Origin of the sequence: Dyella sp. AtDHG13 (assembly GCF_003201105.1) — a bacterium.
Lineage (GTDB): Bacteria > Pseudomonadota > Gammaproteobacteria > Xanthomonadales > Rhodanobacteraceae > Dyella > Dyella jiangningensis_B.
On record NZ_QICJ01000005.1, the window covers coordinates 116,877 to 136,240 of the forward strand.

Here is a 19,364-nt window from a genome sequence, read left to right on the forward strand (position 1 = left end):
CGGCCGGCGCTTGTCGACTGCCGGGCGACTGAAAAGTCCAAGCAGGGCGCCACGTTCCGCACTATCATGCCCGGCTTCCCGCGTTTCCCCACGCCCCAGGCCCCTTCCATGTCGATCCGTTACCTGCATCTGGACGTCTTTGCCGCCGCGCCCGGCGGCGGCAACCACCTGGGCGTCGTCACCGACGCCGCCGGCTGGAGCGACGCCCGCATGCAAGCCTTCGCCCGCTGGACCAACCTCGTCGAAACCACCTTCCTGCTGCCGCCCAGCCAGCCCGGCGCGAGCTATCGCGTGCGTATCTTCACGCCGCACAAGGAAATTCCCTTCGCGGGCCACCCGAGCATTGGCAGCGCGCACGCCGTGCTACTGTGCGGACTGGCCCATCCGGTGGATGGCCTGCTGTGGCAGGAATGCGGCGCCGGCGTGCTGCCGATACGCGTGGAACAGAATCGCGGGCAGCAACAGTTACTGTTGAAATCACCGCGTTCCACGGTGGAAAAGACCGGTCGCGATGCGCATCCGCTGCTCGACGCCGCACTGTCCGGCATCGGCTTGGGCGTGCTGCCACCCGCCTATGTGTCCGGCGGCCGCCACTGGTGGCTGGCCGAATGCGCGGACGAAGGCTCGCTGCGCCAGTGGAAGCCCGACCATGCCGCCATCGGCGCGCTGGCCAAGGCCACCGACAGCATGGGCCTGTGCGTCTTCGCGCACAGTGCGCATGCGGACTATCAGCTGGTCGTGCGCGCGCTGCCGGCCGGCGTCGGCCTGGTGGAAGATCCGGCCTCCGGCGCGGCCAATGGCCTGATCGCGGCCTATATCGCCCATGCCGAACCGAACGGCCCGCTGGCGCGCGGCTACGTGGTGAGCCAGGGCCGCGAGATCGGCCACGATGCCAGCCTCACCGTGCATATCGACGGCGACGATGTTTGGATCGGCGGCCACACCAACACGATCATCGACGGCACGCTGCACTGGAACGGCCGCGATTGAGCACGCGACCGCACATCTGGGTGGATGCCGACGCCTGCCCCGCCGCGATCAAGGAAGTGCTGTTCCGCGCGGCGGAACGCGAGCAGGTGCAGGTCACTCTGGTGGCCAATCAATGGCTGCGCACGCCGCCCTCGCGCTTCGTGCGCGCCATCCAGGTGCCAGGCGGTTTTGACGTGGCGGACAACGAGATCGTCGAGCGTGTCAGCGCCGGCGACCTCGTCGTCACGCAGGATATTCCGCTTGCTTCCGCCGTGATCGCCAAGGGCGCGCTCGCCGTGCATCCGCGCGGCGAGCTCTACACGCCCGACACCATCGCGCAGCGTCTCTCCATGCGCAATTTCATGGACGAGCTGCGCGGCGCGGGCGTGGATACCGGCGGACCCGCGGCATTCCATGCGCGCGACAAGCAGGCCTTCGCGAACCAGTTGGATCGTTGGCTGGTGACATACCGGCAGACGCGCTGAAGCGCCCGCGCGGCATCGCATCTCATCCGTTCAGAGCTTGCGCTCGTCCAGATGCGCGCGGCGCGCGGCGACCTGCGCCATGATCGACCAGTCCACGTCCTCGTCGCCGGCGGACAAGGCCTCAAGCAGGCTGTCGCGCAACAGGCCGGCCAGCGGCAAGGGCACACGCGTGGCGTCCGCCGCGGCCAAGGCCAGGCCAATGTCCTTGTAGCCCAGCGGCAGCGCGAAACCTGCTGGCGTATAGCGCGATTCCGCGATGAGCTTGCCATAGCCCTGATACGCCGGCGCAGCGAACAAGGTGCTGGTCATCACCTCCAGGAAATCCGCCGCGCTCACGCCATGCGCCCGCGTCAGCGCGGAGGCTTCGGCCATACTTTCGATGGCGGCGCCCAGCATGAAATTGCCTGCGATCTTCACCACGTTCGCCCGTTCCGGCGCGTCGCCCAGCGGCCAGATCCGGCTGCCCATCGCATCCAGCATCGGCCGCACGCGATCGATCACTGTCGGCTTGCCCGCCGCAAGGATGTTCAGCTTGCCCGCGGCGGCCACATCCGGCCGGCCGAATACCGGCGCGGCGACGTAGTCGAGGCCGCGCGAGGCATGCGCGTGCGCCATCTCGCGCGCCAGCGCCACCGAAATGGTCGCATGATTGACGTGCACAATGCCCTTGTCCATGCCATCCAGCAGGCCATCGTCGAAGAACACACTGCGCACGGCCTGATCGTTGGCCAGCATGCTGAACAGCACTTCGCCCTGCGCCGCGCGGTCCGCCGTCTTCGCCACCTTCGCGCCCAGCGAAGCCAGCGGCTCGGTCGCGGCTGGCGAACGGTTCCACACGGTCACCTCGTAGCCGGCCTTGATCAGGTTGCTGGCCATGGCGCTGCCCATGGAACCGAGGCCGATAAAACCCACCTTCATGCGATTTTCTCCAAACAAGACAATACACGCAGTGGAACACGGCGCACGTTCAACGCGCGCGAAATCAGGCCACTTCGCCCGCCGCGCGCCCCGAAGCCCAGGCCCACTGGAAGTTGTAGCCGCCCAGCCAACCGGTGACGTCGACCACTTCACCGACGAAATAGAGACCGGGCACGAGCTTCGACTGCATGGTCGTCGACGACAGACCATCGGTATCGACGCCGCCCAGCGTCACTTCCGCCGTGCGATAACCCTCGGTGCCGCTCGCAACGATGGACCAGTCGTGCAATTGCTCGCCGATGTCCTTGAGCTCCGCCTCGCGGTACTGCCGCATGGGTTTGCTCTCGAACCACAGCTCGCACAGACGCTGCGCCAAGCGCCGCGGCAAGGCATCGCCCAGGACGTTCTTCAGCTCGGCGGCGGGCCGCGCCTGGCGCTGCTCCTGCAGCCATGCGCCCAGGTCGAGTCCGGGCGACAGGTCGATGCGCAGATCGTCGCCAGGCTGCCAGTACGAGGAAATCTGCAGGATGGAAGGCCCGCTGATGCCGCGATGCGTGAACAGCATGCCGGCGCGGAAGGACCGCTTGCCCACGCGCGCCTCCACCATCGGCAAGGCCACGCCGGAGAGATCGTGATAGCGCTCCTGATGCTTGCCGCTGAGCGTCAACGGCACCAGCCCCGCGCGCGTGGGCAGCACGTTGTGGCCAAACTGGCGCGCCAGTTCGTAGCCAAAGCCCGTGGCGCCCATCGTCGGAATCGACAGGCCGCCCGTGGCGACCACCAGCGATTGGGCGTGCACCTCGCCGTGCGAGGTGATCACGTTGAAGCCCTCGTCCGTCTTGCGCACGCGCTGCACGCCGCAGCTGGTCTCGATGCGCACGCCGGCCTGCGCGCACTCGTCCAGCAGCATGCGCACGATGAGCTTGGACGACTCGTCGCAGAACAGCTGGCCCAGTTCCTTCTCGTGGTACGCGATGCGGTGCTTTTCCACCATCGCGATGAAATCCCAGGGCGTATAGCGAGCCAATGCCGATTTGGCGAAATGCGGATTGGCGGAGAGATAACAGGTCGGCGTCACGCCCATGTTGGTGAAGTTGCAACGCCCGCCGCCGGACATCAGGATCTTCTTGCCGACCTTGTTGGCGTGATCGACCACCAGCACGTTGCGCCCGCGCTGCCCGGCCACGATGGCGCACATCAGCCCGGCCGCGCCGGCGCCAATGACCAATACATCCACTTTCACGCGCGCACCGTCGTCATGCCTGGTTCCTGTCCCGTTGGGCGCGCATTATCCGACAGGACGGGCCATATCGCTTAAACTGGCCCTTTCCTTCGCACCGGAACCGCCAGCATGCCCTCCTTTGACGTCATTTCCGAAGTCGACAAGCACGAACTGACCAATGCCGTCGACCAGGCCAACCGCGAGCTCGCCAACCGCTTCGACTTCAAGGGCAGCGACGCGAAGTTCGAACTGGACAAGTTCGTAATCACCCAGTCCGCGCCCAGCGAATTCCAGCTGGAACAGATGCTGGACATCCTGCGCGGCCGCCTCACCTCGCGAAAGATCGACATCCGCGCACTGGAAGTGGGCGACGCCGAAACCAACCTCGGCGGCTCGCGCCAGAAGATCACCGTGAAGCAAGGCATCGAACAGCCCATCGCCAAGAAGCTGGTGGCCTCGCTGAAGGAGGCAAAGCTCAAGGTGGAAGCGCAGATCAACGGCGACAAGCTGCGCGTCACCGGCAAGAAGCGCGACGACCTGCAACTGGCGATGGCGGTGCTGCGCAAGGCGGATGTGGAGCTGCCGTTGCAGTTCGATAACTTTCGCGATTGATGGAGGACGCGCTGGCGCTGAGGGTGTTACGCCTGCGCGTGGCCCCTCACCCCGCCAGGCCCGCCGCAATATTCACGCTGATCGCAATGATGAACACATTGAAGAAGAACGCGATCACGCTGTGCATCAGCGCCACGCGCCGCAGGTAACGGCTGCTGATCTGCACGTCGGACACCTGGAAGGTCATGCCGATCACGATGGCGAAGTACATGAAGTCCCAGTAGTCCGGCTCGTCCGTACCGGGGAATTCCAGCCCTTCGTGCTTCTTGCCGAAGTCGCCGTAGAAGCCGTGCGCATAGTGCATGCCGAACATCACGTTCAGGAACAGCCACGACAGCACGATGCTCACCGCGGCAATCGCCAGCGCACGGGCATCGCCGCCCTTGGCGGCCCCCATCTCCGTGGTAAGAGCGAGCGCCACGAAACCGGTAAGGATCAGCGCCGTCCACAGCACGCCCCAGCGGCCGGTGTCCTGCTTGCGCGCCTGCCCCCGCATCAACTCCGACGAGGTGGTTCGGCAGAACAGGATGGTCAGTGCGGTCAGATAGACGGCCACGCCAACGTCGAACCCCAGCAACAGCGCTTTCGCCGGCTTCAGTTCCGCCCAATGCCACAGCGACAGCCCGAGCAGCAGGGCGACAGCGCCGGAAATCATCAGGCGCGGACGTGCGCGCAGTATCCGGAACGGGATGAAGCCGCGCGCCGGCGGGCGGGTTTCGTCGGGCGCTGCACTCATGCGTGCGCCTCTGCGGCGTTCAGGCAGTTCGTCGTCACCACTGTCTCTCCATGACCCCGAAGCGGGCATGGCGCATCTTAGTGCCTGTTCACCGTTTCCCCATCACGCCCGATGGCAGCGCGGACCGCCAAGTCAGACGTGCAGGTCCTGGTACTCCGGATGGCGGGTCATCCAGATTTCCGAGTAGGAGCACGCGGGATCGACTTTCCAGTGCTCTTCACGCGCCGTATCCAGGGCGGTGCGCACCAGGTTGGATGCGATGCCGCGCCCGCCCACGGCGGACGGCACGATGGTATGGGTGATGGTCATCACGCCGTCTTCCAGGGTGTAATCCAGCACGCAGGGCACGCCGTCCACCTTGGTTTCGAAACGATGGGCCCGCGGGTTGTGGTTGATCTCGGCGAACATGAAACGCGCCCTCTTGAAGCGAGGCGCGGAGAGTAAAGCAAGTGACAGCGAACCACGCGTGAAGACGTTGGCCTTTCGCGTTCGCGTTTCGTGCATGAGTCTTTCGGCAAGCTCCATGAGTATCGCCATGGCTTGCGCACGAGAATCGACATGAAGAGGAACGCATCCGCCGTGTGGTCGGGCGGCCTGAATGAAGGCACGGGTTCCATTTCCACGGCGACCGGCGTGTTGCGCGATGCGCCCTATGGATTCCGCTCACGCTTTGAAGACGGCCCCGGCACCAATCCGGAAGAACTGCTCGGCGCCGCGCACGCTGGTTGCTTCAGCATGGCGCTTGCGCTGGGCCTGGAGCAGGCGGGGCATACCGCGCAGCGCATCGAGACCAAGGCCGTGGTGACGCTGGACAAGGACGGCGACGGTTTCGCCATCACCACCGTCGATCTCACCTGTCGTGCGAAAGTGCCCGGCATCGATGCCGCGGCGTTCGATGCGATCGCCCAGGCGACCAAGCAAGGCTGCCCGGTGTCCAAGGTGCTCAAGGCGACGATCAACCTGGATGCGAAGCTGGAAGACTGAGCCGCGGCCATCGCGTCGACGCATCGTTCACGCATGTCATCCTGAAGCCTGCCCACGCGTTCGATGAAGGGCTGCGCCAGCGCGGCGCCCAACTTCGGCCTCAGGACGCGTAGTGAAGATCACCTGGAATCGACGCCATTTTCTGCAGATGTGCCTTGGCGGCATCGCCGCGCTTCCGTTCTTCCGCATCGCGCGTGCGCTGCCGGATGGACGTCCGGCCTGCCGGCTGAGCGCCGAGCAGACCGAAGGCCCCTACTATCTCGATCGCGCGTTGATGCGGCAGGACATCACCGAGGGCAAGCCTGGCTTGCCATTGGCATTGCGTCTTGAGGTGCTGGACAGCCGCACCTGCCGTCCATTGAGCGATACCGCGCTGGAAATCTGGCATTGCGATGCGCAGGGCCTGTATTCGGGCTTTACCCGGATGTCGCCCGGCGGCCCCAGCATGGGCCTGTCACCCGGAGGCGCACACGGCACGCCTCCACCGGGACCACCGCCGGGCGGCATGCCGCCGGGTCCGCCGCCCGGGCTCGCGGGCGGTCCACATGGCGCGCCGCCAAAGAGCGTGCCCACCGATGAACTGACGTTCCTGCGCGGCGTGCAGATCACGGATGCACGCGGCATGGTCGCGTTCCATACGATCTTCCCCGGCTATTACGCGGGGCGCTGCAATCACATCCACCTGAAGCTGCACACGGGCGGGCAGATGCAGGACGGCCATTATCGCGGCGGCAAGGTGGTGCACACCGGCCAGCTGTTCTTTCCCGAGGCTGCCTCGCTGGCCGCCATGAGTGGCGAGGCGTATCGGCGGCACGGCCTGGAACGCACCACGCTCACGCAGGACAACGTCTACGCGAGCCAGCACGGCAGCGGTTCCATCGCCACCATGTCGCTGGACGGATCCATGCACGTCGCGACGTTGACGCTGGCGGTCGATCCCACCGCCACCAGCCGCGAAAGCATAGGTTGAACGCGCTCAGCAACCGGAGGCCACGCGCGCCGTGCGTGGCGCCGCCTTGGCCATGGCGCGACGTGTGCGCACCGCTTCGGCAAGACGGTCGAGCACCCGCACCGACGCGTCCCAGTCGATGCAGCCGTCCGTGATGCTCTGCCCGTAGCGCAGCGGCTGCCCCGCTATCAGATCCTGCCGTCCGCCGACGAGATGGCTTTCCACCATCACGCCCACAATGCGCCGCTCGCCTGCAGAAAGCTGGCCGGCGATGTCGTCGATCACGCGTGGCTGGTTTTCCGGCTGCTTGTGGCTGTTGGCGTGGCTGGCGTCGATCATCACGCGCGCCGGCTGCCCGCTGGCGGCAATGGCCGCGCAGGCCGCGTCGACACTGGCGGCGTCGTAGTTCGGCGTCTTGCCGCCGCGCAGGATGACGTGGCAATCCTCGTTGCCCGTGGTGGCGGCAATGGCCGTCTGGCCGCCCTTGGTGACCGCCATGAAATGATGCGGCTGCGATGCGGCGCTGACCGCGTCCACCGCGATCTTCACGTTGCCGTCGGTACCGTTCTTGAAGCCCACCGGGCACGACAGTCCCGAGGCCAGCTCGCGATGCACCTGGCTTTCCGTGGTGCGCGCGCCGATGGCGCCCCAGGCCACGAGATCGGCGATGTATTGCGGCGTGATCATGTCCAGGAATTCGCAGCCCGCCGGCATGCCCAGCTCGTTGATGTCGCGCAGCAGCCCGCGCGCCAGCCGCAGGCCCTTGTCGATGCGGAAGCTGCCATCGAGATCGGGATCGTTGATCAGCCCTTTCCAGCCCACCGTGGTGCGCGGCTTCTCGAAGTACACGCGCATCACGATCTCCAGTTCGCCCGCGTGCCGCCCGCGCTGCTCCACGAGGCGCTCGGCGTACTCCAGCGCAGCCCGCGTGTCATGGATCGAGCAGGGGCCGATCACCACCGCGAGGCGGTCGTCGCCGCCCGACAGGATGCGGTGCAGGGCCTGCCGGGAGGCACTCACGGTATGCGCCGCGTGGACGCTTGCCGCGCAGTCGCGCATCACCTCTGCCGGCGTGCTGAGCGGAGTGATGGCGCGGATGCGCAGATCATCGGTGGAAGGGTTCACGGTAGTCTCCTTGGGGGTTCCACCGCGACCATAAAAAAGGCCGCCAGTGGTGGCTGGCGGCCTTTTTGGGAATGGTGTCTTGTCGTCAGGACAATCGCGACCAACCCTCCGCCAGCGGCATCGGATAGCCGTAAAACCAAAAATACTGGCGGGTGGCGGGGAAGGTCATGGCGACAAGGAATAACACAGGCTTTTCGCGCATGCAAAGGATGCATGTGAAACCAACGCGCACCGCGAACGCTACACTCGCGCCATGACGTCGCCCTGGAACCTGCTCACCCGCCCTGCCCGCGAACCCATCCGACGCTGGGTGCTCAGCGTGTTTCCGCGCGGCGGCGGCGGTCACGTGGACTACGACCATCCGCTGGGCGACCCCGGCTTGTTCGGCCCGGACAGCGCCACCTGGCGCGTGCACGCCGACTTCGCCGGCATGCTCGCGGGCGGACTCGCTGCCTTGATGCTGCAGACCTTGCATCCGCTGGCGCTCGCGGGGGTGTGGGATCACTCCAACTTCCGCGAGGACCTGGTCGGCCGCCTGCGCCGCACCACCTCGTTCGTCAGCGGCACCAGCTACGCCCCGCTGGATCAGGCGCAGATGCTGATCGATCGGGTGAAGCACATCCACGCGCAGGTGAAGGGCGTGGCCGAAGATGGACGGCCATACGCGGCCGACGATCCCGACCTGCTCACCTGGGTGCACGTCACCGAAGCCTACAGTTTTCTGCAGGGCTACCGTCGTTACAGCCATATCGCCCTGCCCGCCGGCGCGGCGGATCGCTACTACGATGAAGTACGGCGCATTGCGCAAGCCCTGGGCGCCCGCGAGGTGCCCGCCTCCGAGGCGCAGATCGCCGCCTATTTCAAGCGCATGCGGCCCGAGCTTCGATTCAGCGGACGCTCGCGCGAAGTGTTGGACGTGCTCTACCGCGTGCGGCTCCCCGTGCCCGTGGCGGGCTTGTCGCGCGACGTGTTCCTGCAGGCCGGCGCCGCCTTGTTGCCGCCCTGGGCGGATGTGCTGCTGGAACGCACACCGCTGCAACGCGCCCAGTCGCGCTTGGCGGCCAGGGCCCTGTGGTCGGTCGCACCCGTGTTTCGCATGGCCCTGCCCGATGGCATCGCCAGCCGCGCATGCATGCGCGTCGGTGTCAGCCCCGATACCCTGCAGCACTGGCATTGAAGCTTGGCCCGCGGCCGCAGCCAACGCGGCGCGATTGACTCCGCCGGCCGATACGCTAACGTCGCCGGACCTGAACGCCCTGCGCATATGCAAGGAAAGGCACGAGGCAGCTCACCGTGGCGACGCTCATTCCATCCCGAAACAGTTGCCTGCCGCAGATGACCGGCGGCGAGAAGCGCTTTTCCGAACGCCTGGAGCAGAAGCTCGAGGACGATTACCTGCTGTGGTACGACGTGGCCATCGGCCCGAAGCAACGCCGGCCCGACTTCATCGTGTTCCATCCGCGGCGCGGGCTGCTGGTGCTGGAGGTGAAGGACTGGAAGCCGGGCAGCATCCAGCAGGCGGACCGCACCTTGTTCACCCTGATCGCCGGCAACAGCAGCCAGAAGGAACACAGCCCGCTGATGCAGGCCCGCGACGGCGCGAATGAAATCGCCAAGGTGCTGCAACGCGATCCCGCGCTGTGCTATCCGCCGGGCCATGCCTATGAAGGCCGCCTGCAGATGCCGCTGGGCTACGGCGTGGTGTTCGCCAACATCAGCCGCAAGCATTTCGAGGCCGGCCAGCTCGAATCGGCCATTCCCGCGCATCTGGTGATCTGCCAGGACGAGATGTACGAGTCGGTGGAATCGGAGGCGTTCCAGGAGCGCCTGTGGGCCATGTTTCCGCAGGTGTTTCCCACCGCGCTCACCCTGCCCCAGATCGACCGCGTGCGCTGGCACCTGTTCCCCGACATTCGCCTGGAAGCCGGCGATGGACAGTTCGGCCTGTTTGCCGGCGGCGAGCGGAGCAAGTCCACGAAGGTGGCCATTCCCGACCTGATCCAGGTGATGGACGCGCAGCAGGAATTGCTGGCGCGCTCGCTGGGCGATGAACACCGCATCATTCACGGCGTCGCCGGTTCCGGCAAGACGATGATCCTGGGCTTTCGCGCCATGGAGCTGGCGCGCACCCTGTCCAAGCCCGTCCTCGTGCTCTGCTACAACACGGCGCTCGCCGCGCGGCTCGAACAGCTGATGGGCGAACGCGGTCTCAGCGACAAGGTGCAGGTCTACAACTTCCATCGCTGGTGCCGCAGCATGCTCACTGCCTACCACGTGCCGGTGCCGGAAGACGGCCCGCACGTGGCCGAAGAGCTGCCGCCCGCGGTCATCGCCGGCGTGGACAGCGGGCAGATTCCACGCTTCCAGTACGGCGCCGTGCTGATCGACGAAGGCCACGATTTCGAGCCAGAGTGGTACAAGCTCATCGTGCAGATGATCGATCCCAACACCAACTCGCTGCTGGTGCTGTACGACGATGCGCAGAACATCTACGGCCAGGCCAGCCGCAAGAAGCTCAGCTGGAAGAGCCTGGGCGTGCAGGCGCAGGGCCGCACCACCATCCTCAAGCTCAACTACCGCAATACGCTGGAGATCCTTTCGGTGGCGCGTGGTTTCGCCAGCGAGCTGCTGCTGGGCCGCGACGAAGGCGACGACGGCATTCCGCTGATCGAACCGCAGAGCGCCGGCCGTCGCGGCGCCTTGCCCGAACTTATCCGCGTCGAGCAGCAGAAAGACCAGTTGCCCGCGATCATCCAGCGCCTGCGCGACGAACGCTCCGCGGGGCGCCGCCTGTCGGACATGGCGGTGATCTTCCGCAACGGCTGGGAAGGCGAGAAGCTGCACGAAGCCTTGCAGCAGGCCGGCATTCCCAGCCAGCTCGCCGAAGGCAACGGCTCAAGCTCGCTCTTCGTGGTGGACGACACGGTGAAGTTGATCACCATGCATTCCAGCAAGGGCCTGGAATTTCCCTTGGTGATCATCCCGGGACTCGGTTCGCTGCCCAAGCCGGGCAAGAACGAGACCGAGGAAGCCCGCCTGCTCTATGTGGCGATGACGCGCGCGACGGAGCGGCTGGTGATGATCCATCACGAGGATTCGATCTTCAGCCAGCGCATCCGCAACTCGATCAACGAGGTGCAGCAGCAGTTGGCCAGTAGTTGATTCGCTGGCTTCTTGCGGGGATTGTGTGTGGGATGATGGCATCGCGATCTTTTCTTTATAACGGTGAGACGCAAAGCCATCGCCCGCCTTCATAAGAACCGTCATTCCTGCGAAGGCAGGAATCCAGTGGCTTTACGCTTGGTTGTCGCGTGGAGTTTGGTCGACACTTTTGGCCTCTCCACAACATGGCCACGTAGGCGGCCAAATCGCGGGGACGCTCCAAAAGATCACCTCTACGCGACAACCAAGCGTAAAGCCACTGGATCCCGGCCTGCGCCGGGATGACGGTTCCTTTGAAGTGAAGGGGCAAGAACGACCGCCACCATCGCAAGGTGACAGCGCTGCCGGCGCCCCCTCTCTCGCTGCGAGGTAAAGAGGAGCAACACCAAAGCGTTCCGCTCGCGACGCCAAACTCCCTACCCCCACCTTCGGCCGCGGATCCCCCTTCCCTTGCCGCCTCCGTGGGTTTAAACAGTAGGACAAATAGCCACCGGTGAAGTGTCCATGCGCGACCTGCTCGACGACGCCGTACTTGCACCCCAGCCGCTCGACTACGCGCTGACGCTTCCGGCCAGCTTCTACACCGATCCACGCATGCCGCACCTGGACGCGCGAGCGATCTTCGCGCGTAGCTGGCAGCTGGTTTGCCATCAGTCCCAGATTCCCGGTTCGGGCGATCACGTGGTGACGGAGATCGCCGGCCTGCCGCTGCTGGTGGTGCGCGGCGAAGACGGCGTCGTCCGTGCGTTCCACAACGTCTGCCGTCACCGCGCGGGCCCCATCGCCAGTTGCGATGGAAAAGGCGCGAAGGCGTTGCGCTGCCGCTATCACGGCTGGACCTACGGACTCGATGGCGTACTGCGCGGTGCGCCGGAAATGGGACGCACGCAGGATTTCAATCCGTCGGACATCCGCCTGCCCGAGGTGCGCGTGCAGGTGTGGCAAGGACTGGTGTTCGTGGCCATCGGCAACGCGCCGCCCTTCCATGACGTGGTCGCCGGCATCGATGAACGGCTGGGGCCGGAGCGCTCGCTGGAGAACTACCAGTTCCATCACCGGGCGAGCTATGAGGTGGCATGCAACTGGAAGGTGTACGTGGACAACTACCTGGAGGGTTACCACGTTCCGCACATCCATCCCGGCCTCAACAGCCTGCTCGACTACCGCAGCTACATCACCGAAACGGCGCAGTGGTATTCGTTCCAGTACAGCCCGCTGGAAAGTTCGGGCGACCTGTATGGCAGCGGCGAGGCGCTGTACTACTTCATCCATCCCAACACCATGCTCAACATCCTGCCGGCGCGCCTGCAGACCAATCGCGTGCTGCCGCTGGGCGTGGACCGCTGCCGCGTGGAGTTCGATTTCTATTACCCGCCCGACGACAGCGCAGAAGCGCAGGCGCGCCGCGCGCGCGACATCGAGTTCAGCGACGAGGTGCAGGACGAGGACGTCACCATCTGCGAGGACGTGCAGCGCGGGCTGGCCTCCGGCTCGTACGACGCCGGCCGCCTGAATCCGTTGCGCGAAAATGCCGTGCACCATTTCCACGAGATGGTGCGCCGCGCCTATCGCGAAACGAAGGTCGAGGCATGAATGGCAGCACGCGGGTGATCGGCCAGTGGACCCTGGTCGCACTGGTGATCGGCAACATCATCGGCTCGGGCATCTTCGTGTTGCCCGCGGCCATGGCGCCGTTCGGCGCGGCCAGCCTGCTCGGCTGGGCCATCACGCTGTGCGGTGCGCTGGCGCTGGCGCGGATCTTCGCGTGGCTGGCGCAAGGCATTCCCAATCACGGCGGCCCTTATGCCTATGCGCGCTGCGCGTTCGGCGACACCACCGGCTTCCTGGTGGCGTGGAGCTACTGGATCTGCACCTGGTCGGCCAATGCCGCGCTCGCCGTGGCGTTTACCGGGAGCCTTGGCGCACTGTGGCCCGCCGTCACTTCGACGCCGCTGCGCAGCGCGCTGTGTGCGCTGGCCGCACTGTGGGTATGCACGGGCATCACGCTGGCTGGCGTGCGCGAGGCCGGCCGTGTCGCGATGGTGACCACGCTGCTCAAGCTGGTGCCGCTGCTGCTGTTTGGATTGATCGGCCTGGCAACGTTGAACGCCGGCTCGTATCACCCGTTCAACCCCGTAGGAGAGCCGCTGCCCCACGTGGCGCTTTCCACCGCCACGCTGGCGCTGTGGGCCTTGCTGGGGCTGGAAACGGCGACGGTGCCCACCGGTGTGGTGAAGGATCCGCTGCGTACCGTGCCGCGCGCGACCATGATCGGCACCCTGGTCGCCGGCCTGGCGACCATGCTGGCCTGCACCGTGGTCATCGGCATGCTTCCTGGCAGCGAGCTCGCCGCGTCGCCGGCGCCCATGGCCGCGGCAGCCACGCACGCCTGGGGATCCACGGCGGGCATGGTGGTTGCCGCGGTGGCCGTGGTGTCGTGCTTCGGCACGTTGAACGGCTGGGTGTTGCTGGTGGCGCAGACCACCATGGCAGCCGCGCAGGACGGCATGTTTCCGCGCCTGTTCGCGCGGGTGGACAAACACGGCACGCCATGGATCGGATTGCTGATCAGCAGCGTGCTGACCAGCGTGTTGATTGCCGCCAATTTCACGCGCTCGCTGGTGGCGCTGTTCACCTTTGTGATCCTGCTGTCCACCGCGACCAATCTCTTGCCCTACCTGATCGCCACGCTGGCGTGGTGGCGCCTTGAAGGCCTCCGCTCGCGCTGGCCGCGCCGGCTGGTGGCCGCCTTGGCGCTGGCCTTCTCGGTCTGGGCGCTCGCCGGAGCGGGCACGGAGCCGCTGCTGTGGGGCGCCGTATTGCTGCTGGCCGGCGGCCCGTTCTACCTCGGCTGGCGACTGCTGAGGCGCAAGGCGCCCATGCTGCCGGACCACTCGGCTTGACCCGGTGTTGACGCCTCTTTCGCGGGTAGCGCAGTCTGATCGGGCTGCATATCCGGGAGAGGCGACCATGAAGCGGATCGTGTGGACCGTGTTGGTGCTGTTCGGACTGGCGAGTCCCACGGTATCCGCGCAGGGGTTGAACGGCGTGGTCACGGCCTACGTCGACCTCTACGCGGGCCCGACCCAGGCTATCCCACCATCGCGCAGCTGCCCGCAGGCACCAGCGTCGCCATCCAGGGCTGCACGGCGGGCTGGGCGTGGTGCGACGTGATCACCATGGGCGTGCGTGGCTGGGTGGCGGGCACGTTCGTGCAGTACGCCTATCAGAACCAGCCGGTATACGTGGCCGACTATGGCGCCCGCATCGGCATTCCCATCGTCACGTTTTCCATTGCGGCGTACCGGGGCTCGTACTACGTGAACCGGCCGTTCTACCGGAATCGCGATTACTGGTATGGCCGTCCGTTTGCGCCACGTCCGCCGCCGCGTCCGCCGGGCTGGCGTCCTGGCGCACGGCCACCGGCGCCGGGTTACCGGCCGCCACCGGGTGGCGGGCACCGTCCGCCGCAAGGCCGTCGTCCTCCACCGTCGCAGGGTTCTCGCCCGCCAGCGGACCATCGCCCAGGGCCCGGGCCGAATCCCGGCGCACGTCCTCCCGGCCAGAATCCTCGCCCGCCTCAAGGCAATCGACCGCCCCAGGGCAATCGCCCACCGCCGAACCAGGGTGGCAACCGGCCACCGCCGGGACAGGGAAACCAGCGCCCCGCGCCGCGACCGCAGACACGCCCGGCGCCGGGCGACAAGGGCGGTCATCAGGCCGCATGAGTGAGCGCACGCGCCGCGATGCGTCGGTTTGTGCCGGCGAGCGTCGGCAGCGCGAAGTGAAGCACGCGGCACCTGCCCTGACGTAAACGATTTTTCCCGGACGTTGACGCGATATCGCGGCGCAAGCCGTGTGGCATGGCTCTTGCCGCTCGAAACGGCGAGAGGCCAAGTTCCCGCAAGGACGCGCAGGGCCATCCCGGCAGGCGCGTGCCAGGCATCATGAAGTGCTTTCCCGCGATCGCGGGCGGGCGCATCATGCAGTGCAGGCACGCGACCGGCCATCGCAGCAGCAGGCTCTCGCATGAGTGTCAACGCACAAGACTGGTCCACCCGGCGGTGCCCCTACCCGGTCACGGTGCGCTTGCCGCTGGCCGCGGCCAACGACAGCCACGTGCATCGGCGCCGTTACGTATCCGTGGGTTGGAAGTTCACCCTGGCATTCGCGGTGTCGCTGGCCTGGGCCAGCTTCGCGTACCTGTTGTCGTCCCAATGGACAGCGGCACTGGCAACGCCGGCGCAGCGACTGCTGGCGCATGGACTGGTACTGGGCATCGCGGTGCTCCCGGCTTTCATGAACACGTTCCTGGCGGTGGGGCTGCTGCTGGATCGCCGCCCCGAACGCTCGCGTTTCGCCGACGACGATTTCCCCGCCGTGACGCTGCTGATCGCGGCGCACAACGCGCAGGACACCCTGCTCGACACACTGGCCAGCATCGCGGCGCAACGCTATCCCGCGCCGATGCAGGTCGTGGTGATCAACGATGGATCCACCGACGGCACACTGCAGCGCTTGCGCAACCTTGACCATCCCTGGCTGGAGGTGCTCGACCTCGCCTGTCCCGGCGGCAAGGCGAAGGCGCTGAATGCGGGTTTGCGGTTCGCCGCGCATGCCCTCACGGTGACGCTGGATGCCGATGCACACCTGCATCCCCTCGCGCTGCGGCAACTGGTGACGCGCTACATGAGCGAGCCGCCGAACACCGCCGCGGTGGCGGGCGCCGTGCTGGTGCGCAATTCGCGGGAAAACCTGGTGACGCGCATGCAGGAGTGGGATTACTTCCACGGCATCTCGGCCACCCGGCGGGTACAGAGCCTTTGCCAGGGCACGCTGGTCGCGCCCGGCGCGTTCTCGCTCTATCGCACCGACATCCTGCGCGTCGTCGGCGGCTGGACTGAATGCGCCGGCGAGGATATCGTGCTGACCTGGGCCCTCCTGCGCGACCACCATCGCGTGGGCTACGCGGAGGATGCAATCGCCTTCGTGCGCGTGCCCTCATCGCTCGCGCATTTCATGCAGCAACGCCGGCGCTGGGCCCGCGGCACGGTGGAGGCCTTCAAGGCCCATGGTCCGCTGCTGTTCCGGTGCAGGCTGAGCACGTTCTTTATCGGCTGGAGCCTGCTGTTTCCGTACGTCGACCTGATCTACTCCGTGGCGCTGATACCCGCCGTGCTGCTGGCCTGTACGGGCGTCTACTGGTTGGCCGGCTCCGCGCTGGCCTTTGCCCTGCCCACGGCATTGCTCGCCAACGCAGTGATCCACGCGGTGCAATCGCGCATGTTCCGCGCGCTCGGGCTGGGCGTGCGCAGGAATCCGATCGGACTGCTGGGTTACGCGCTGATCTACGGGCCGCTGATCAAGTGCGCGAACGTGATGGGTTACCTGTCCAGCATCGTGGCGCGACGCGAACGCGCCTGACCACGCGGCTGTTCTATGCAGCCGCCCATGGCCACCAGCCGCGCTGTCGTTGCGCGTAGCGGTCCGCGGCGTACTCGAAGCGATTGCGGGCGCTGATGCCGCCGCACGCCGCGTAGAGCGGGAGAAACAATGGCCCCAGCGCCATGTACTGGAACACGTGCGCGCGCTCGTGATCGGCCAGGGAAATGCACGGCTCGCTGCGCAGCCCGGCACGGTGCGCATAGGTGAAGCACGGCGTATCCAGCGTGTCGCAGGAATAGAGGATCACGTTGCCCAAGGTGAGCGCTCCGCCGGCTCCTGCATGCGGCATGCGTCGGAATGCCAGCGCGTACTCGCGGCGCCGCCATTCTGGCCGGGCGCCCCAGGGCATGCACGCCAGGCCCGCGAGCAGGCCCAGTGCGCTGTTGGGCAAGGTCCAGACGATGCCCGCCAGCAAGGCCAGCCCTTGCCGCGCCATGGTTCCGGCCCCTCGCTCGCGCACGTCGTCCTCCTTGTTTCCCCGCACTGGCAACACCATCTGAGGCAGCAATGAGTCTTGGCCATCGAGGCCCGCCATGTCCACCACGCTGTCGATTCCCTGCCCCCACTGTTCGGCGCTCAACCGCGTGCCGGACGAACGCCTGGGCGAACATCCGGTTTGCGGGCGCTGCAAGCAGCCGCTGTTCGAGGGCAAGCCGGTCGCGCTCACCGCCAACAACTTCGACGCGGTGGCAACGCGTGGCGACCCGCCCGTGGTGATCGATTTCTGGGCGCCGTGGTGCGGCCCGTGCATGAGCTTCGCACCGGTGTTCGCCGAAGCGGCACGCGGCCTGGAACCTCAGCTGCGCCTGGCCAAGGTCGATACCGAAGCGCAACCTGCGCTGGCCCAACGCTTCGGCATCCGCAGCATTCCGACCCTGCTGGTGATGCGCAATGGCCGCGAGGTGGCGCGCCAGGCCGGCGCGCTCAACGGCATGCAGTTGCGTCAGTTCCTGGCCAACGCGCTGCGCTGACGGCGCACTCAGGAACTGCAGGAAAGCATCGAACAGCCAGCCTTGTGCATCGCCCATGCCGGGCGCTTGCGCGCAAAGCGCTCGCGGCCGGGCTGGTCGTCGTAAGGGTGGCGCATGACCTCCAGCAGTTCGTGGATGCCGCCGTAATCGCCTTGCGTCGCGCGGTCGATGGCTTCCTGCGCGAGATAGTTGCGCAGCACGTAGCGCGGGTTGGCCGCGCGCATGCGTTCGCGACGTTGCTCGCCGGAAAGCGCGTCGTGGCGCACGCGCGCCGCATAGTTTTCCAGCCAGGCCTGGAACGCCGGCTCGTGCTGCTGTCGCTTGGCCTCGTCATAGAACGATTCCTGCAGCGGCACCAGCGATGGCTGCTCGGGGTCGACATCGGCCAGCGCGCGGAAGAACAGCGTCATGTCCACTTCCGCCTCGCTGAGCAAGGCGTGGAGTTCGCGCATGCGTTCCACGTCGGCGTCTTCACAGACCGCGAGACCCAGCTTGCGCGCGATGTTGTCGCGATCCGCCTGCGCATACACCGCCGCGTAGCGATCCAGCCCCGCCTGCAGCGCTTCCGTGCCGTTGAACAGTGGCGCCAAGGCCATGGCGAGGCGGCTGAGGTTCCACCACGCCACATTCGGCTGCTGGCCAAAGCGGTAACGCCGCCGGCCGGCATCGGTGGTGTTGGGCGTCCACTCCGGATCGAAGTTGTCTATCCAGCCATACGGGCCGTAGTCGATGGTGAGCCCCAGGATGGACATGTTGTCCGTGTTCATCACGCCATGCACAAAGCCCACACGCATCCAGTGCGCCACCATGCGCGCGGTGCGTTCGCAGATCTCGGCGAACCATGCGGCATAAAGCGGCTCGCCGGTGCCTTGCAGGCCCGGGAAATCACGACGAATGGTGAAATCGGCCAGCTGCTTCAACAGCGCGATGTCGCCCCGCGCCGCCGGCAATTCGAAGTTGCCGAAGCGAATGAACGAAGGCGCCACGCGACACACGATGGCGCCCGGCTCCGGCTGCGGGTGCCCGTCGTAGAACATGTCGCGCACGACGGTGTCGCCCGTCACCACCAGGCTGAGCGCGCGCGTGGTGGGCACGCCCAGATGATGCATCGCCTCGCTGCACAGGAACTCGCGGATGGACGAGCGCAGCACCGCTCGCCCATCCGCGCCGCGCGAATACGGCGTGCGGCCGGCGCCCTTGAGTTGAAGCTCCCAGCGCTCGCACGCCGGCGTGAGCACCTCGCCCAGCGAAATCGCGCGGCCATCGCCGAGCTGGTCGGCCCAGACGCCGAACTGATGCCCGCCGTAATTGGCTGCGAACGGCTGCATGCCTTCGAGCAAGGCGTTGCCGCCGAGAACCTGCGCCAGGCCGGGGCTTTCCATCGCCGCCGCATCCAGCCCAAGAACCTGCGCCATGTCCGCCGACCAGGCCACCACCCTTGGCGCCGCCACGGGCGTCGGCGTGACCCTGGAATACAGGGCGCCCAGCACCTGGCGCGGATGCAGGCCCTGCTCGGCGTCCGCTGGCAGCTCGCGAACGAAGGCGTTGTCGAAGTTCAGATGTGTCATGGCAGCCGCTGGCAAGGAGGAACGCCCGTGGTGATCCGCGCCACGAACGCACGAAATTCCTGCGGAAAAACGCAGGATATTGCGCGATTCAGCATTGTGAAAATTGTGACAGTCTTGCGAGAAACTTGCGTCGAAATTCAGTGCCGATTGGCATTTGTGTATCGCGTGTGAAACTGGTTATATGCGCCCTGAACGGCCGCGCAGGGGCGGCCGGGAGC

The 19,364-nt window shown here is 66.4% G+C and carries 18 protein-coding genes; 11 read left to right on the plus strand and 7 right to left on the minus strand.

Annotated elements, in window-relative coordinates:
* Positions 1-108 precede the first annotated feature (108 nt).
* On the plus strand, positions 109-990 hold the full coding sequence (locus tag BDW41_RS10395) for a PhzF family phenazine biosynthesis protein (RefSeq protein WP_074551443.1): 882 nt from the start codon (positions 109-111) through the stop codon (positions 988-990).
* Entirely contained in the window at positions 987-1,454 is a 468-nt protein-coding gene (locus tag BDW41_RS10400) for a YaiI/YqxD family protein (RefSeq protein ID WP_074551442.1), read from the plus strand. Before BDW41_RS10395 ends, BDW41_RS10400 begins: the two co-directional genes overlap by 4 nt.
* Positions 1,455-1,484: 30 nt before the next feature.
* Here the strand turns inward: BDW41_RS10400 and BDW41_RS10405 are convergent, their stop codons facing one another.
* Positions 1,485-2,372 (minus strand): NAD(P)-dependent oxidoreductase, encoded by an 888-nt coding sequence (locus tag BDW41_RS10405; protein ID WP_074551440.1) that lies wholly within the window; start codon positions 2,370-2,372, stop codon positions 1,485-1,487.
* A 64-nt stretch (positions 2,373-2,436) separates the two neighbouring features.
* A complete protein-coding gene (locus BDW41_RS10410; protein ID WP_074551438.1) occupies positions 2,437-3,615 on the minus strand; it encodes an NAD(P)/FAD-dependent oxidoreductase in 1,179 nt (392 codons plus the stop codon).
* 108 nt (positions 3,616-3,723) lie between these two features.
* On the opposite strand from BDW41_RS10410, the gene BDW41_RS10415 reads away from it, so the two are divergent.
* On the plus strand, positions 3,724-4,206 hold the full coding sequence (locus BDW41_RS10415) for a YajQ family cyclic di-GMP-binding protein (protein ID WP_074551437.1): 483 nt from the start codon (positions 3,724-3,726) through the stop codon (positions 4,204-4,206).
* Between the two features lie 46 nt (positions 4,207-4,252).
* On the opposite strand, the gene BDW41_RS10420 is transcribed toward BDW41_RS10415, so the two are convergent.
* On the minus strand, positions 4,253-4,942 hold the full coding sequence (locus tag BDW41_RS10420) for a DUF1345 domain-containing protein (RefSeq protein WP_074551435.1): 690 nt from the start codon (positions 4,940-4,942) through the stop codon (positions 4,253-4,255).
* A gap of 132 nt (positions 4,943-5,074) precedes the next feature.
* Entirely contained in the window at positions 5,075-5,350 is a 276-nt protein-coding gene (locus BDW41_RS10425; RefSeq protein WP_074551597.1) for a GNAT family N-acetyltransferase, read from the minus strand.
* Between the two features lie 144 nt (positions 5,351-5,494).
* Between BDW41_RS10425 and BDW41_RS10430 the strand changes: the two genes are divergently transcribed.
* Together BDW41_RS10430 and BDW41_RS10435 are read left to right on the plus strand one after the other, a co-directional pair.
* Positions 5,495-5,926 (plus strand): OsmC family protein, encoded by a 432-nt coding sequence (locus BDW41_RS10430; protein ID WP_304529194.1) that lies wholly within the window; start codon positions 5,495-5,497, stop codon positions 5,924-5,926.
* A 112-nt stretch (positions 5,927-6,038) separates the two neighbouring features.
* Entirely contained in the window at positions 6,039-6,896 is an 858-nt protein-coding gene (locus BDW41_RS10435; RefSeq protein WP_074551433.1) for an intradiol ring-cleavage dioxygenase, read from the plus strand.
* Positions 6,897-6,902: 6 nt separating this feature from the next.
* Here the strand turns inward: BDW41_RS10435 and BDW41_RS10440 are convergent, their stop codons facing one another.
* The gene (locus tag BDW41_RS10440; protein ID WP_074551431.1) at positions 6,903-8,000 is read right to left on the minus strand and encodes a 3-deoxy-7-phosphoheptulonate synthase; all 1,098 of its coding nucleotides are present in this window, start codon (positions 7,998-8,000) and stop codon (positions 6,903-6,905) included.
* 253 nt (positions 8,001-8,253) lie between these two features.
* Between BDW41_RS10440 and BDW41_RS10445 the strand changes: the two genes are divergently transcribed.
* The 5 genes from BDW41_RS10445 (at position 8,254) to BDW41_RS10470 (ending at position 16,586) form a co-directional block, all read left to right on the plus strand.
* Complete coding sequence (locus tag BDW41_RS10445; RefSeq protein ID WP_074551430.1) at positions 8,254-9,177, plus strand: oxygenase MpaB family protein; 924 nt, start codon at positions 8,254-8,256, stop codon at positions 9,175-9,177.
* A 158-nt stretch (positions 9,178-9,335) separates the two neighbouring features.
* Entirely contained in the window at positions 9,336-11,162 is a 1,827-nt protein-coding gene (locus BDW41_RS10450; protein WP_083337760.1) for a 3'-5' exonuclease, read from the plus strand.
* Between the two features lie 504 nt (positions 11,163-11,666).
* Complete coding sequence (locus tag BDW41_RS10455; RefSeq protein WP_074551428.1) at positions 11,667-12,755, plus strand: aromatic ring-hydroxylating dioxygenase subunit alpha; 1,089 nt, start codon at positions 11,667-11,669, stop codon at positions 12,753-12,755.
* Positions 12,752-14,065 (plus strand): amino acid permease, encoded by a 1,314-nt coding sequence (locus tag BDW41_RS10460; protein WP_074551426.1) that lies wholly within the window; start codon positions 12,752-12,754, stop codon positions 14,063-14,065. The genes BDW41_RS10455 and BDW41_RS10460 overlap by 4 nt, the downstream gene beginning before the upstream one ends.
* 1,126 nt (positions 14,066-15,191) lie before the next feature.
* The gene (locus tag BDW41_RS10470; RefSeq protein ID WP_083337759.1) at positions 15,192-16,586 is read left to right on the plus strand and encodes a glycosyltransferase; all 1,395 of its coding nucleotides are present in this window, start codon (positions 15,192-15,194) and stop codon (positions 16,584-16,586) included.
* A gap of 13 nt (positions 16,587-16,599) precedes the next feature.
* On the opposite strand, the gene BDW41_RS10475 is transcribed toward BDW41_RS10470, so the two are convergent.
* Positions 16,600-17,043, minus strand: coding sequence for a hypothetical protein (locus BDW41_RS10475; protein WP_074551595.1), 444 nt, complete (start codon positions 17,041-17,043; stop codon positions 16,600-16,602).
* 97 nt (positions 17,044-17,140) lie between these two features.
* Between BDW41_RS10475 and trxC the strand changes: the two genes are divergently transcribed.
* Positions 17,141-17,578: a thioredoxin TrxC gene (gene trxC / locus BDW41_RS10480; RefSeq protein ID WP_074551422.1), complete on the plus strand. Its 438-nt coding sequence runs from the start codon at positions 17,141-17,143 to the stop codon at positions 17,576-17,578.
* Positions 17,579-17,586: 8 nt separating this feature from the next.
* Here the strand turns inward: trxC and BDW41_RS10485 are convergent, their stop codons facing one another.
* Positions 17,587-19,146 (minus strand): YdiU family protein, encoded by a 1,560-nt coding sequence (locus tag BDW41_RS10485; RefSeq protein ID WP_074551420.1) that lies wholly within the window; start codon positions 19,144-19,146, stop codon positions 17,587-17,589.
* Positions 19,147-19,364 lie beyond the last annotated feature (218 nt).

Bases quoted from the DNA above. Each gene is read 5' to 3' on its own strand.
- BDW41_RS10445 (WP_074551430.1), top strand. From the start codon at position 8,254: ATGACGTCGCCCTGGAACCTGCTCACCCGCCCTGCCCGCGAACCCATC.
- BDW41_RS10475 (WP_074551595.1), bottom strand. From the start codon at position 17,043: ATGGCGCGGCAAGGGCTGGCCTTGCTGGCGGGCATCGTCTGGACCTTG.
- BDW41_RS10485 (WP_074551420.1), bottom strand. From the start codon at position 19,146: ATGACACATCTGAACTTCGACAACGCCTTCGTTCGCGAGCTGCCAGCG.
- BDW41_RS10405 (WP_074551440.1), bottom strand. From the start codon at position 2,372: ATGAAGGTGGGTTTTATCGGCCTCGGTTCCATGGGCAGCGCCATGGCC.
- BDW41_RS10460 (WP_074551426.1), top strand. From the start codon at position 12,752: ATGAATGGCAGCACGCGGGTGATCGGCCAGTGGACCCTGGTCGCACTG.
- trxC (WP_074551422.1), top strand. From the start codon at position 17,141: ATGTCCACCACGCTGTCGATTCCCTGCCCCCACTGTTCGGCGCTCAAC.
- BDW41_RS10395 (WP_074551443.1), top strand. From the start codon at position 109: ATGTCGATCCGTTACCTGCATCTGGACGTCTTTGCCGCCGCGCCCGGC.
- BDW41_RS10415 (WP_074551437.1), top strand. From the start codon at position 3,724: ATGCCCTCCTTTGACGTCATTTCCGAAGTCGACAAGCACGAACTGACC.
- BDW41_RS10470 (WP_083337759.1), top strand. From the start codon at position 15,192: ATGAGTGTCAACGCACAAGACTGGTCCACCCGGCGGTGCCCCTACCCG.
- BDW41_RS10420 (WP_074551435.1), bottom strand. From the start codon at position 4,942: ATGAGTGCAGCGCCCGACGAAACCCGCCCGCCGGCGCGCGGCTTCATC.
- BDW41_RS10455 (WP_074551428.1), top strand. From the start codon at position 11,667: ATGCGCGACCTGCTCGACGACGCCGTACTTGCACCCCAGCCGCTCGAC.
- BDW41_RS10425 (WP_074551597.1), bottom strand. From the start codon at position 5,350: ATGTTCGCCGAGATCAACCACAACCCGCGGGCCCATCGTTTCGAAACC.
- BDW41_RS10450 (WP_083337760.1), top strand. From the start codon at position 9,336: ATGACCGGCGGCGAGAAGCGCTTTTCCGAACGCCTGGAGCAGAAGCTC.